Consider the following 14,238-nt stretch of genomic DNA (forward strand, 5'->3'; position numbering starts at 1 on the left):
ACGAATTCAGACTGCGGCTGCGGCGCCTGGGAAAGCGCCAAAAACGGGCTAAAAACCCGCGCTAAAAAATAGCGCAAAAACTCGTACGAATAAACCGTGTGTGCTGCGGCGCGCGGCGCGCGCGTCACTTGCGAAATCCGCTGCAAGCGGCGCCGCGCACGTCGCGCGATCAAACGGACAGCACGCCGCACTCAGACCGGCAAGTCGCTGGCCTGAATCAGGAACACGTTGTCGTCGCCGGCGCTGGTGGACAGCCACACGAGGTCCAGACCGCCGAACGCCGCCTCGACGTGCTCGCGTTCGTTGCCGATCTCGATGACGAGCACGCCGTCTTCGGTCAGCCAGTTGCGCGCGTCGGCAATGATCCGGCGCACGATGTCCATGCCGTCCGCGCCACCCGCGAGTGCCATCTCCGGCTCGTGCTTGTATTCGGCCGGCAACTCCTGCATCGACTTCGCGTTCACGTACGGCGGGTTGCTGATGATCACGTCGTAGCGGCGCTCGGCGAGCGGCGCGTACAGATCGCCTTCGAACAGCGCGATGCGGTCGTCTAGGTGGTAGTCGAGCACGTTGCGAGTCGCGACTTCGAGCGCGGGCGCGGACAGATCGACCGCGTCGACGTCGGCGTTCGGGAACGCGTGGGCGGCGAGGATCGCGATACAACCGGAGCCGGTGCACAGCTCGAGCACCGCGCCGACCTGCTCGGGGTCCTCGACGTACGGCTGCAGGCCGTCCTGCAGCAGCTCGCCGATGAACGAGCGCGGCACGATCACGCGCTCGTCGACGTAAAAGTGATAGCCGTGCATCCACGCTTCCTGCGTGATATACGCGGCCGGCACGCGTTCGGCCGCGCGTCGCTCGATCACGTTCAGCACCGCCTCGATTTCGGCCGTGGTCAGGCGCGAATCGAGAAACGGCTCGAGCAGGTCGAGCGGCAGGTGCAGCGTGTGCAGGATCAGATAGGCGGCTTCGTCGTAGGCATTGGCCGAGCCGTGGCCGAAAGACAGCTTGGCCTCGCTAAATCGCGACACTGCATAACGCAGCAGGTCGCGGACGGTGCAAAAAGGAAGCGTCATCGCAAGGTTCCTGGTTATGCGATCAGTTGTTCGAGCACGCGACGATACACGTTCTTCAGCGGCTCGATATGGGCGACTTCGATATGTTCGTCGATCTTGTGGATGCTCGCGTTAAGCGGACCGAACTCGATCACCTGTTTGCAGATGCGCGCGATGAAGCGGCCGTCCGACGTGCCGCCGGTGGTCGACAGCTCAGTGTCCACGCCGGTCTCGTCCTTGATCGCTTGCGCGAGCGCGCTCGACAGCTCGCCCCGCGGGGTGAGAAACGGCAGGCCGCTCACGGTCCATTGCAGGTCGTATTCGAGGCCGTGTTTGTCGAGAATCGCGTGCACGCGTTTTTGCAGGCCTTCGACGGTGCTCGCGGTCGAGAAGCGGAAGTTGAACATCACGTCCGCATGGCCGGGGATCACGTTGGTCGCGCCGGCGCCGCTGTGGATGTTCGACACCTGCCAGGTGGTCGGCGGGAAATATTCGTTGCCTTCGTCCCAGCGCTCGGCAACGAGTTCGGCGAGCGCGGGCGCGAGCAGGTGCACCGGATTCTTCGCCAGATGCGGATAAGCGATATGGCCTTGCACGCCTTTGACGATCAGCTTGCCCGACATCGACCCGCGCCGGCCGTTCTTGACCATGTCGCCGAACCGCTCGCTGGAGGTCGGCTCGCCCACGATGCAGTAGTCCATGCGCTCACCGCGCTCCTGCAATGCTTCGACGACCTTGACGGTGCCGTCGGTGGCGGGACCTTCCTCGTCGCTCGTGATCAGGAACGCGATCGAGCCGCGGTGCCGAGGGTTAGCCGCGACGAACTCCTCGCTCGCGACGACGAAGCCGGCGATCGATGCCTTCATGTCCGCCGCGCCGCGGCCGTACAGCTTGCCGTCGCGCTGGGTCGGCTCGAACGGCGCCGAGTGCCATTGTTCGAGCGGGCCGGTCGGCACCACGTCGGTGTGACCGGCGAACGCGAGCAGCTTGCCCGCGGTGCCGTCGACGCCGCGCTTGACGGCCCACAGGTTGGTCACGCCGTTGGATTCGATCGTCTCGTGCTCGAAGCCGAGCGCGGCCAGGCGCTCGATCAACAGACGCTGGCAATGCTGGTCGTCGGGCGTCACGGACGCGCGCGCGATCAGTTGTTCGGTAAGGGCGAGGGTGCCGGACATGGATTCAGTACAAGCCACTTTGAAATGAAAAAATGCCGGCTCGCGGTGAGCCACCGCAGCCGGCAACAGCCTTTGAACGACGCGACGCGAGGCCGCGCGTCTTACTGCCTTGTGCCTGAGTCTGGCGCTCAGGCAAACAGCGCCGCGTACTCGTCGGCGGAAAAACCGAGCGACTTCACGCGCCCGTTCACGACCAGCACCGGCCGCTTGATCACCGACGGCTTGTGGATCATCAGTGCGATCGCGCCCGGCTGCGTTTCAGCGGCCGCCTTCATGTCGTCGGACAGCGCGCGCCACGTCGTGCCGCGGCGGTTCAGCAGCGCGTCGAGCTTGACGTCCTTGAGCCAGTCCTGCACGAGCGGCTCGGTCACGCCGGCCTTCTTGAAGTCGTGAAACTCGAACTCGACGCCGTGCTCTTCGAGCCACACACGTGCCTTCTTCACGGTGTCGCAGTTCGGAATGCCGTAGACGACGGTTTTGGTGCCGCGCGCCATCAGTCGCCTCGCAGCAACTCGTTCAGGCCGACCTTCGCGCGCGTTTTCGCGTCGACCTTCTTGACGATGACCGCGCAGTACAGGCTGTGCGTGCCGTCCTTCGACGGCAGGTTGCCCGCCACCACGACCGAGCCCGCCGGAATGCGGCCGTACGTGACTTCGCCGGTTTCGCGGTCGTAAATCTTGGTGCTCTGGCCGAGGTACACGCCCATCGAGATCACCGAGTTTTCCTCGACGATCACGCCTTCGACGACTTCCGAGCGCGCGCCGATGAAGCAGTTGTCTTCGATGATGACCGGGTTCGCCTGCAGCGGCTCGAGCACGCCGCCGATGCCGACGCCGCCCGACAGGTGCACATTCTTGCCGATCTGCGCGCACGAGCCGACGGTGGCCCACGTGTCGACCATCGTGCCTTCGTCGACGTATGCGCCGATGTTGGTGTACGACGGCATCAGCACGACATTCTTCGCGATGAACGAGCCGCGGCGCGCGATCGCGGGCGGCACCACGCGGAAGCCGCCGGCGGCGAAGTCTTCAGCGGTGTAGTTGGCGAACTTCGACGGCACCTTGTCGTAGAACTGGCTGTAGCCGCCGGCCGGCATCGGCGCGTTGTCTTCCAGACGGAACGACAGCAGCACGGCCTTCTTCAGCCACTGGTTGACGATCCAGTCGCCGTCCTTCTTTTCGGCGACGCGCAGCGCGCCCTTATCGAGTTGCTCGATCGCGTGGGCGACGGCTTCGCGCACTTCGGCCGGCGCGGCTTTCGGCGACAGCTCGGCGCGGTTGTCCCAGGCGGTATCGATGATGCTCTGAAGTTGTTGCGACATATGCGTGATTTTCTGAAGGGTTGAAGTCTGGAGACGGGGATGCGGTGCGGCTCGGGTGCGGCTCAAGCCGCAGCGAGAGACCGGCAGAATTCGACGATCCGCTGCGCGCCTGCCGTGCATTCGTCGACATCGGCGACGAGCGCGAGGCGCACGAAATTGCGGCCGGGGTTCACGCCGTGCGCGGTGCGCGCGAGGAACGAGCCCGGCAGAACCGTCACATTATAGTCGGCGTAGAGGCGCTGGGCGAACTCGGTGTCGGTGAGGCCGGTGCGCTCGACATTGGCCCACAGGTAGAACGCGGCGTCGGGCAGGCGCACGTCGAGCACGTCGGCGAGCATCGGCGTGACGGTGGTGAACTTCTGCAGGTACTTCGCGCGGTTCTCGCGCACGTGCGTCTCGTCGCTCCACGCGACCACGCTCGCGCTCTGGTACACGGTGGACAGCGCCGCGCCGTGGTACGTGCGATACAGCAGGAACGACTTCAGAATCGACGCGTCGCCGGCGACGAAGCCCGAGCGCATGCCCGGCACGTTCGAGCGCTTCGACAGGCTCGACAGCATCACGAGGCGCTCGAAGCCGCGGCCGAGCTGGTGCGCCGCTTCGAGACCGCCGAGCGGCGGCTTCGACTCGTCGAAATAGATTTCCGAGTAGCACTCGTCCGACGCGATCACGAAGCCGTAGCGGTCCGACAGCGCGAACAGTTCGCGCCAGTCGTCGAGCGTGAGCACGGCGCCGGTCGGGTTGCCCGGCGAGCAGACGTACAGCAGTTGCGTGCGCGCCCAGACGTCGGCGGGCACCGCCGAGTAGTCGCACGCGAAGTTGCGCGCCGGGTCGCTGTTGACGAAGTACGGCTGGGCGCCGCCGAGCAGCGCCGCGCCTTCGTAGATTTGGTAGAACGGGTTCGGACAGAGTACGATCGCAGGCTCTCCGTCGGCATCCCGGCGCGGGTTCAGCACCGTCTGCGCGAGCGCGAACAGCGCCTCGCGCGAACCGGACACCGGCAGCACCTCGGTCAGCGGATCGAGCGGCGGCAGGTTGTAGCGTTGCGTGACCCACTTCGCGATCGACTCACGCAGCGGCGTCGAGCCGAGCGTGGCCGGATAGGCAGCGAGGCCGCCGAGCGAAGCGATGACGGCGTCGCGGATCAGTGGCGGCGTCGGATGTTTCGGCTCGCCGATGCCGAAGCTGATATGCGCGAGGCCGGCCGGCGGCGTGACGTCCTTGAAAAGCAGGCGCAGCTTTTCGAACGGATAGGGCTGAAGGGAGTCGAGTAGCGGATTCACGGAACGAGTTGGCCTGATCGGAATGGACGCGGATGAAAGTCGGGACGACCGGGCACGCGCGCCGGCGGGCGTCGGTGCATCAAACATGAATCGGCGTCCCTGCGCGCGATGGACTGGCCGGCGGCGAGCCGGCCACCAGCGGCGGCGAACGGACGATTATAGCGTGGCGCGCCCGCGGGCCAAGCGGGAGGTTGCCGCGCGGCGCGGCAGCAATCCGCGAGGCGGCGCACCGGCGCGCCGCGGCGGGAACGGCGCGAATCCCCTACGGTTCGCGTAAAAGAATTTGCAGGAGCAGCAATGTACGCAGCAGAGCAGCAGACACCCGGCTGGACCCTCATCCGACCCGCCCACGGCGCCCGTCGGAGTCCGGCCCCATGACCAACTGGCTTCGCAACGGCTGGCCGACGCTCGCGATCATGCTGGGCGCGTCGGTCTGGGGGATGGTCTGGTACCCGCTGCGCATGCTCGCCGCGCTCGGCGTGACCGGCACCGCAGCGAGCGCGCTGACGAGCGGCACCGGCTGCCTGTTCGTGCTGCTCGTGCGGCATCGCGCGCTGAAGACCGTGCGATGGCACTGGCTGCTGCCGGCGCTCGCGCTGGCCGCCGGCGTCACGAATCTCGGCTTCGTGTGGGGCGCGATCCACGGTCAGGTGATGCGCGTGCTGCTGCTGTTCTATCTGACGCCCGCGTGGACCGCGCTGTTCGCACATTTCATCCTGCATGAGAGGCTCACGTGGTCGGGCGCGGCGCTGGCCGCGCTGTCGCTCGCGGGCGCGATGACGATGCTGTGGTCGCCGCGGCTCGGCATTCCGGTGCCCGGCAATCCCGCCGAATGGGCCGGGCTCGCCGGCGGCATGGGCTTCGCGATGAGCAATGTGCTGATTCTGAAGACGAGCCGCGTGCTGCCGGACATGAAGCCCGAAATGCGCACCGCGGTGGTCTTCGGCGGCGCGGCGCTGTTCGGCGCGCTCGCGTCGCTCATCGAGCCGATGCCCGCGCCGCCCACCGGCGCGCATCTGGATACCGCGGCGCTGCTGGTGCTCGGTCTCGGTCTGCTGCTCGCGTCGAACAATATGCTGGTGCAGTACGGGCTCTCGCGCTTGCCGGCCAATCGCGCTTCGATCATCATGCTGTTCGAGCTGGTCGTGACGGCGCTGTCGGCGTGGCTGTTCGCCGGCGAAGTACCGGGGCCGCGCGAATGGGCCGGCGGCGCGTGCATCGTGCTCGCATCGGCGTTGTCGAGCTGGGTGCATCGGACGAGGACGGCGCCCCCCGATCCGGCCATCGGCGACACGGACGGGCCGAGCGGCGACGATGGACGCGGTGGCCCGTGCGGTGAGCAACGCGGTGACGAACACGGCCGTGACGGCGATAGCGACGACCACCGAAAGGGCGGTAAGAATCGTCCACGCGCGATGGTATGATTCCCCCTCATTAGCCGGCGCATGCGCACCTGTGCCTTCGATGTGCATGGGCGCACGCAGCCGGCAACAAATTGCGAAGGCTCGCGAGGTTGCGTGGGGCCGTCCCGCCGCGGCGGTGAACGACTGGCGCAACCTCGCGAGCCACCTATCACACTCTCTTTTCAAACAGCGAAATCGCCGTGCGGCTCACCTCGATCAAACTCGCTGGCTTCAAATCCTTCGTCGATCCCACGCATTTCCAGGTCCCAGGCCAGCTGGTTGGCGTGGTCGGTCCGAACGGGTGCGGCAAATCCAACATCATCGACGCCGTGCGCTGGGTGCTCGGCGAATCGCGCGCCTCTGAATTGCGCGGCGAGTCGATGCAGGACGTGATCTTCAACGGCTCGACCGCCCGCAAGCCCGGCAGCCGCGCGAGCGTCGAACTCGTGTTCGACAACGCGGACGGCCGCGCCGCCGGCCAGTGGGGCCAGTATGCGGAGATCGCCGTGAAGCGCGTGCTGACGCGCGACGGCACCTCGAGCTACTACATCAACAATCTGCCGGCGCGCCGCCGCGATATCCAGGACATCTTCCTCGGCACCGGCCTGGGTCCGCGTGCGTACGCGATCATCGGGCAGGGCATGATCGCGCGGCTGATCGAGGCGAAGCCCGAAGAGCTGCGCGTGTTCCTCGAAGAAGCCGCCGGCGTGTCGAAGTACAAGGAACGCCGCCGCGAGACCGAGAACCGTCTGCACGACACGCGCGAGAACCTGACGCGCGTCGAGGACATCATCCGCGAGCTCGGCACGAACCTCGAGAAGCTGGAGGGGCAGGCGGTCGTCGCGACGCGTTATCGCGAGCTGCAAAGCGATGGCGAGGAAAAGCAGCGTCTGCTGTGGCTATTGCGCAAAAACGAGGCGGCTGGCGAGCAGCAGCGTCAGCAACGCGCGATCGAACAGGCGCAGATCGACCTCGAGGCGCAAACCGCGAAGCTGCGCGAAGTCGAGGCGGAACTCGAAACGCTGCGCGTCGCGCATTACTCGGCGAGCGACGCGATGCAGGGCGCGCAGGGCGCGCTGTACGAGGCGAACGCGGAAGTGAGCCGGCTGGAAGCCGAGATCCGCTTCATCGTCGAATCGCGCAACCGCGTGCAGGCGCAGATCGCTGCGCTCACGGCGCAGCGCGAACAGTGGCAATCGCAGGCCGACAAGGCGCAGGACGATATCGCCGACGCCGAAGAGCAACTGGCCGTCGCCGAAGAAAAAGCCGTGCTGGCCGAAGAGAACGCCGCCGCCAAGCACGACGCGCTGCCCGCGCTCGAAGCGCGCTGGCGCGACGCGCAGGCGGAGCTGAACACCGAGCGCGCCGGCATCGCGCAGACCGAGCAGGCGCTGAAGCTCGAAGCCGCACATCAGCGCAATGCCGATCAGCAATTGCAGCAACTGCAGCAGCGCCAGGAGCGGCTGAAATCGGAAGAGGGCGGCCTCGACGCGCCCGACGAAGCGCAGCTCGAGGAGTTGCGCATGCAGCTCGCCGAGCACGAGGAAATCCTGCACGACGCGCAGGGGCGCCTTTCGGACGCGCAGGAAACACTGCCGCGGCTCGACGGCGAACGGCGCGCCGCGCAGGAGCGCGTACAAGCTGAAAGCGCGCAGATCCATCAGCTCGACGCGCGCCTCGCCGCGCTCAAGCAGTTGCAGGAAAACGTGCAGACCGAAGGCAAGATCCAGCCGTGGCTCGACAAGCACGAATTGGGCAGCCTGCCGCGTCTATGGAAGAAGCTGCATGTCGAGGCCGGTTGGGAAACCGCGCTCGAAGCGGTGCTGCGCGAGCGCCTCGCCGCGCTGGAAGTGTCGAATCTCGATTGGGTCAAGGCGTTCGCAACCGACGCGCCCCCCGCCAAGCTCGCGTTCTACGCACCGCCCGCAGCCGGTCAGCCAGCCCCGGCGGCCGGCGCGCTGCGCTCGCTTTTGTCGCTCGTGCGCATCGAGGACGCGGGTATCCGCGCGGTGCTGACCGACTGGCTCGGCCTTGCGTTCGTCGCCGACGATCTGCAGCAGGCGCTTTCGATGCGCGCGCAGCTGCCCGAGGGCGGCGCATTCGTGGTGAAGGCGGGGCACGTGGTCACGCGCGTCGGCGTGCAACTGTACGCGGCCGATTCCGAGCAGGCCGGCATGCTCGCCCGTCAGCAGGAAATCGAAAATCTCGGCCGCCAGGTGCGTGCGCAGGCCTTGCTCGCCGATGAGGCGAAGGCCGCCGCGATCCGCGCCGAAGCCGCGCACACGCAAGCCGCGCAAGCGCTCGCCGAAATGCGTCAGCAAGCTGAACGCGCGACGCAGCGGGTCCACGCGTTGCAGATGGACGTGCTGAAGCTCACCCAGGCGCACGAGCGCTACACGCAGCGCAGCACGCAGATCCGCGAGGAACTCGAAGAGATTGCCGCCCAGGTCGACGAGCAGCGTGCGCTGCGCGCGGAATCGGAAGCGAACTTCGAGCGTCACGACGGCGAGCTTGCCGAACTGCAGGCGCGCTTCGAAGACCATCAGCTCGCCTTCGAAGCACTCGACGAAGAACTGACGACCGCCCGCGGCGAAGCACGCGATCTCGACCGCGCAGCCACCGACGCGCGCTTTGCCGCGCGCAACATGGCGAACCGCATCGACGAATTGAAGCGCAGCATTCAGGTCGCGCACGAGCAGAGCGAGCGCGTTGCGGGCTCGCTCGAAGACGCGCGCGCCGAGCTCGAAACGATCAACGAGCAGACCGCGCACACGGGTCTGCAGGACGCGCTCGATATCCGCGCCGTCAAGGAAGAGGCGCTGCGCGCCGCGCGCGTCGAGCTCGACGACCTGACCGCGAAGCTGCGCTCGGCCGACGAAACGCGTCTCACCGCCGAGCGCGCGCTGCAGCCGCTGCGCGACCGCATCAACGAATTGCAGTTGAAGGAGCAGGCCGCGCGCATCAACGGCGAGCAGTTCGTCGAGCAATTGACCGCGGCCGGGGTCGATGAAGCCGATCTGCAAGCGAAGCTGACGCCGGACATGAAGCCCTCGTACCTGCAGGGCGAAGTCACGCGCATCAACAACGCGATCATCGCGCTCGGGCCGGTCAACATGGCCGCGCTCGACGAGCTGAAGGCCGCGACCGAGCGCAAGAGCTTCCTCGATTCGCAGTCGGCCGACCTGACGAGCGCGATCGAAACGCTCGAAGACGCGATCCGCAAGATCGACGCCGAAACGCGCACGCTGCTGCAAAGCACGTTCGATGAAGTGAACCGTCATTTCGGCGAACTGTTCCCGCGTCTGTTCGGTGGCGGCCAGGCGAAGCTGATCATGACCGGCGACGAAATCCTCGACGCCGGTGTCCAGGTGATGGCGCAGCCGCCGGGCAAGAAGAATTCGACGATTCACCTGCTGTCGGGCGGCGAGAAAGCGCTGACCGCGACCGCGCTCGTGTTCGCGATGTTCCAGCTGAATCCGGCGCCATTCTGTCTGCTCGACGAGGTGGACGCGCCACTCGACGACGCCAACACCGAACGCTTCGCGAATCTGGTCCGGGCGATGTCGGACAAAACCCAGTTCCTGTTCATCTCGCACAACAAGATCGCGATGGAGATGGCGCAGCAGCTGATCGGCGTGACGATGCAGGAGCAGGGCGTCTCGCGGATCGTTGCGGTCGACATGGAAACGGCGGCGGGTTTCGCCCAGAATATCGTTTGAGTTAACGCCTTCGCGGGCATCCGCATTCAGCGCAGCGGCCTCGATGAGAGCCGCGCGGTACGTGGAGCGGACGGCAGGCCTGCGTGGATAGAAGAATTGCTGACGGAGCATGCATGGACGAGTTGACACTCGGTTTGATCGGCGCGGGTGCCGTGGTGGTGGGGGGCGTGGTCGTGTACAACGCGTGGCAGGGCGCGAAGGTGCGTCGCAAGATGCCGCGGCCGATGCCGGCCGACACCGCCGAGAGCCTCGCGCGGGACGAGCATGAGGAGCAGAGCCCGTTCATCGAGCCGGCCCGGCCGACCACGCGGCGCGAGCCCAGCGTGAGCGCCGAGGCGACCGCGCACCCGAGCGCCGCGCGCGTCGAGCCGACGTTCGGCGCGGGCGCGGCGCCGCTCGATACACCGGCTGATATCCAGGCCGAGATGACGTCGCCGAACGGTTACCCGTTGGCGGATTCCGATACCGCCGGCGAAGGCGAGCATGCGGCGGCTTCGGACGCCGACGTGGAGCGACCCGCGGCCGAAGCGCCCGCGGCCCAGCCGGCGCCCGCCGAGCACGAGCGGGTCGAACCGATCCTGCCGGCCGCCACGACGATCTCGTCGGCGCCGCCGGCCATCGTGGATCGGCGCATCGACTGTATCGTGCCGATCCGATTGAACGGTCCCGTGGCCGGCGACAAGGTGCTGCCGCTCGCGCAGCGCTTGCGTCGCGCAGGCAGCAAGCCCGTGCATATCGAAGGCAAGCCCGAAGGCGGCGGCGCATGGGAGCTGCTGCAGAACGGCACGCGCTACGACGAACTGCGCGCGGCCGCGCAGCTCGCGAACCGCAGCGGCGCGCTCAACGAGCTCGAATTTTCCGAGTTCGTGACCGGCGTGCAGCAGTTCGCCGACGCGCTCGACGCCGCGCCGGAATTCCCCGACATGCTCGAAACCGTCGCGATGGCGCGCGAGCTCGATGGCTTTGCCGCCCAGTGCGACGCGCAGCTGTCGATCAACGTGCTGTCGGACGGCGCACCGTGGTCGGCCAACTACGTGCAGGCGGTCGCGTCGCAGGACGGTCTGCTGCTGTCGCGTGACGGCACGCGCTTCGTCAAGCTCGACTCGCGGCAAAACCCGGTATTCATGCTGCAGTTCGGCGACACCAACTTCCTGCGCGACGACCTCACGTATAAAGGCGGCGAGATGATCACGCTGGTGCTCGATGTGCCGGTCGCCGACGAAGACATTCTGCCGTTCCGTCTGATGTGCGATTACGCGAAGTCGCTGGCCGAGCGTATCGGCGGACGCGTGGTCGACGACGGCCGCCGGCCGTTGCCCGAAAGCGCGCTGCTCGCGATCGAAAAACAGTTGATGACGCTGTACGCGAAGCTCGAACAGGCGGGCATTCCGGCGGGTTCGCCGGCCACGCGGCGCCTGTTCAGCCAGTAAGCAGTTTCAGCGTTCCACCCGTTCTGACGACGGCCGCACGATGTGCGGCCGTCGTCGTTTCAGGCTTGCATTGCAGCATGGCTCGCCCGGTATTCACCGATGTAAAGGGGCACGCTTCCTGCGATAATCCGATGTCCGACTTTCATTATCGAGAAGCTTCCGACCGCATGGCCCGATCCTCCGTCCCTTCTTCCGCAACCAGCGCTCCGGCCGAACGGGCCGCGTGGTTGCGCGCGGAACTCGAACGCGCGAACTACGCGTACTACGTGCTCGATCAGCCGGATCTGCCGGATGCCGAGTACGACAAGCTGTTCAAGGAGCTGGAGGGCATCGAGACCGAGCATCCGGATCTGATCGTGCCCGATTCGCCGACGCAGCGTGTCGGCGGTAAGGCCGCGAGCGGTTTCGAGCCGGTCGTGCACGATCAGCCGATGCTGTCGCTGAACAACGGTTTCGCCGACGAAGACATCGTCGCGTTCGACAAGCGCATCGGCGACGCGCTCGGCAATAACGCGAGCGAGCCGCCGGTCCCCGTCGACTACGCGGCCGAGCTGAAATTCGACGGTCTCGCGATCTCGCTGCGCTACGTCGACGGCGTGTTCGTGCAGGCGTCCACGCGCGGCGACGGCACGACTGGCGAGAACGTCACCGAAAACGTCCGCACGATCCGCTCGATTCCGCTGAAGCTGAAGGGCAAGCGCGTGCCGCACGTGCTCGACGTGCGCGGCGAAGTGCTGATGTTCAAGCGCGACTTCGAGCGCCTGAACGAACGCCAGCGCGCCGCCGGGCAACGGGAATTCGCGAACCCGCGCAACGCGGCGGCTGGCAGCCTGCGCCAGCTCGATTCGAAGATCACCGCGCAGCGGCCGCTGTCGTTTTTCGCGTATGGGATCGGCGTGCTCGACGGCATCGAGATGCCGCCCACGCATAGCGAACTGCTCGACTGGTACAAGGAGATGGGCTTGCCGGTCAATGGCGAGCGTGCGGTCGTGCAGGGCGCCGAAGGCCTGCTCGGCTTCTTCCACGCGGTCGGCGAGAAGCGCGACAGGCTACCGTACGACATCGACGGCGTCGTCTACAAGGTCAACCGGCGCAACGAGCAAGACAGGCTCGGCTTCGTGTCGCGCGCGCCGCGCTTCGCGCTCGCGCACAAATTCCCCGCACAGGAAGCGCTGACGAAGCTCGTCGCGATCGACGTGCAGGTCGGCCGCACCGGCGCGATCACACCGGTCGCGCGGCTGGAGCCGGTGTTCGTCGGCGGCGCGACGGTCACGAACGCGACCTTGCACAACGAAGACGAGGTGCGCCGCAAGGACATCCGCATCGGCGACACGGTAATCGTGCGGCGCGCCGGCGACGTGATTCCGGAGGTGGTCAGCGCGCTGCTCGAGCGTCGTCCGGCCGACGCTCGCGAGTTCGTGATGCCGACGCAGTGCCCGGTGTGCGGCTCGGCGATCGAGCGGCTGCCCGACGAGGCGATTGCCCGCTGCACGGGCGGGCTCTTCTGTCCGGCGCAGCGCAAGCAGGCACTGTGGCACTTCGCGCAGCGCCGCGCGCTCGATATCGACGGCCTCGGCGAGAAGATCATCGATCAGCTGGTCGAACAGAACCTGGTCCGCACGCCGGCCGATCTGTTCAATCTCGGCTTCGCGACGCTCGCGGAGCTCGACCGCTTCGCCGATAAATCGGCGCAGAACCTGCTCGACTCGCTCGAAAAAGCCAAGCACACGACGCTCGCGCGCTTTATCTACGCGCTGGGGATTCGCCATGTCGGCGAATCGACCGCGAAGGATCTTGCGAAGCACTTCGGCTCGCTCGATCCGATCATGGATGCGTCGCTGGAAGCGCTGCTCGAAGTCAACGATGTGGGGCCGGTCGTCGCCGAATCGATCCACCAGTTCTTCGCCGAGGACCACAACCGCACGGTGATCGAGCAGCTGCGCGCGCCGGGCAGAGTCACGTGGCCCGAGGGGCCGCCCGCGCCGAAGGCGCCGCAGGGCGTGCTGGCCGGCCAGACGGTCGTGTTGACCGGCACGCTGCCGAACCTGTCGCGCGAGGATGCGAAGGAAATGCTCGAAGCGGCCGGCGCGAAGGTGGCGGGGTCGGTTTCGAAGAAAACCAGTTACGTGGTGGCGGGCGCCGACGCGGGCAGCAAACTCGCGAAGGCCGAGGAACTCGGCATCCCCGTACTCGACGAAGATGGTATGCGCAAGCTCCTGGAGGGGCACTGATGATTCACGACATTCTGAAGATGGGCGACCCGCGCCTGCTGCGAATCGCCGAGCCGGTCGATCACTTCGACACGCCCGAGCTGCACCGGCTCGTGGAAGACATGTTCGAGACCATGCACGCTGCGAATGGCGCGGGTCTTGCGGCACCGCAGATCGGCGTCGATCTGCAGGTGGTGATTTTCGGCTTCGGTTCGAACGAGCGCTATCCGGACGCACCGCCAGTGCCGGAGACGGTGCTGATCAATCCGACCATTACGCCGGTGTCGCAGGACATGGAAGAGAGCTGGGAAGGCTGCCTGTCGGTGCCGGGACTGCGCGGCGTGGTGAGCCGGTTTTCGATGATCCGCTATCACGGCTTCGATCAGTTCGGCAATCCGATCGACCGGGTCGCCGAGGGCTTTCATGCACGGGTCGTGCAGCACGAATGCGATCATCTGATCGGCAAGCTGTATCCGATGCGGATTACCGATTTCTCGAAGTTCGGCTTTACCGAGGTCCTGTTCCCCGATCTCGATCCGAATAGCGACGACTGACACGGCTGCCGCCAACAAAAAACCCACGCCTAAGTGCGTGGGTTTTTTGTTATGCCGATGCGCCCGCTCTGAGCAACGAGGCGCATTG

The 14,238-nt window shown here is 66.5% G+C and carries 10 protein-coding genes; 5 read left to right on the top strand and 5 right to left on the bottom strand.

Features of this window, described 5'->3' with window-relative positions:
- Positions 1 to 191 precede the first annotated feature (191 nt).
- The 5 genes from prmB to dapC form a co-directional block, all read right to left on the bottom strand.
- Positions 192 to 1,076 carry a 50S ribosomal protein L3 N(5)-glutamine methyltransferase gene (prmB, locus tag AB3X94_RS02375; protein ID WP_368610698.1) on the bottom strand — a complete coding sequence of 295 codons (885 nt, stop codon included), beginning with the start codon at positions 1,074 to 1,076 and terminating at the stop codon, positions 192 to 194.
- A gap of 14 nt (positions 1,077 to 1,090) precedes the next feature.
- Positions 1,091 to 2,230 carry a succinyl-diaminopimelate desuccinylase gene (gene dapE, locus AB3X94_RS02380; RefSeq protein WP_368610699.1) on the bottom strand — a complete coding sequence of 380 codons (1,140 nt, stop codon included), beginning with the start codon at positions 2,228 to 2,230 and terminating at the stop codon, positions 1,091 to 1,093.
- Positions 2,231 to 2,358: 128 nt separating this feature from the next.
- Positions 2,359 to 2,724: an ArsC family reductase gene (locus AB3X94_RS02385; RefSeq protein WP_018435509.1), complete on the bottom strand. Its 366-nt coding sequence runs from the start codon at positions 2,722 to 2,724 to the stop codon at positions 2,359 to 2,361.
- Positions 2,724 to 3,551, bottom strand: a complete 828-nt coding sequence (dapD, locus tag AB3X94_RS02390; protein WP_176108277.1) for a 2,3,4,5-tetrahydropyridine-2,6-dicarboxylate N-succinyltransferase — start codon at positions 3,549 to 3,551, stop codon at positions 2,724 to 2,726. The genes AB3X94_RS02385 and dapD overlap by 1 nt, the downstream gene beginning before the upstream one ends.
- Positions 3,552 to 3,613: 62 nt before the next feature.
- A complete protein-coding gene (gene dapC / locus AB3X94_RS02395) occupies positions 3,614 to 4,834 on the bottom strand; it encodes a succinyldiaminopimelate transaminase (RefSeq protein ID WP_368610700.1) in 1,221 nt (406 codons plus the stop codon).
- 374 nt (positions 4,835 to 5,208) lie between these two features.
- Between dapC and AB3X94_RS02400 the strand changes: the two genes are divergently transcribed.
- The 5 genes from AB3X94_RS02400 (at position 5,209) to def (ending at position 14,150) form a co-directional block, all read left to right on the top strand.
- Positions 5,209 to 6,258, top strand: coding sequence for a DMT family transporter (locus tag AB3X94_RS02400; RefSeq protein WP_368610701.1), 1,050 nt, complete (start codon positions 5,209 to 5,211; stop codon positions 6,256 to 6,258).
- A 179-nt stretch (positions 6,259 to 6,437) separates the two neighbouring features.
- On the top strand, positions 6,438 to 9,956 hold the full coding sequence (smc, locus tag AB3X94_RS02405) for a chromosome segregation protein SMC (RefSeq protein ID WP_368610702.1): 3,519 nt from the start codon (positions 6,438 to 6,440) through the stop codon (positions 9,954 to 9,956).
- 113 nt (positions 9,957 to 10,069) lie between these two features.
- Positions 10,070 to 11,386 (top strand): cell division protein ZipA C-terminal FtsZ-binding domain-containing protein, encoded by a 1,317-nt coding sequence (locus tag AB3X94_RS02410; protein WP_176108281.1) that lies wholly within the window; start codon positions 10,070 to 10,072, stop codon positions 11,384 to 11,386.
- Positions 11,387 to 11,553: 167 nt separating this feature from the next.
- Entirely contained in the window at positions 11,554 to 13,617 is a 2,064-nt protein-coding gene (gene ligA / locus AB3X94_RS02415; RefSeq protein ID WP_368610703.1) for an NAD-dependent DNA ligase LigA, read from the top strand.
- On the top strand, positions 13,617 to 14,150 hold the full coding sequence (gene def, locus AB3X94_RS02420) for a peptide deformylase (protein WP_176108283.1): 534 nt from the start codon (positions 13,617 to 13,619) through the stop codon (positions 14,148 to 14,150). The genes ligA and def overlap by 1 nt, the downstream gene beginning before the upstream one ends.
- Positions 14,151 to 14,238: the final 88 nt, after the last annotated feature.

Origin of the sequence: Paraburkholderia sp. BR10923, assembly GCF_040948765.1 — a bacterium.
Taxonomy (GTDB): domain Bacteria; phylum Pseudomonadota; class Gammaproteobacteria; order Burkholderiales; family Burkholderiaceae; genus Paraburkholderia; species Paraburkholderia youngii.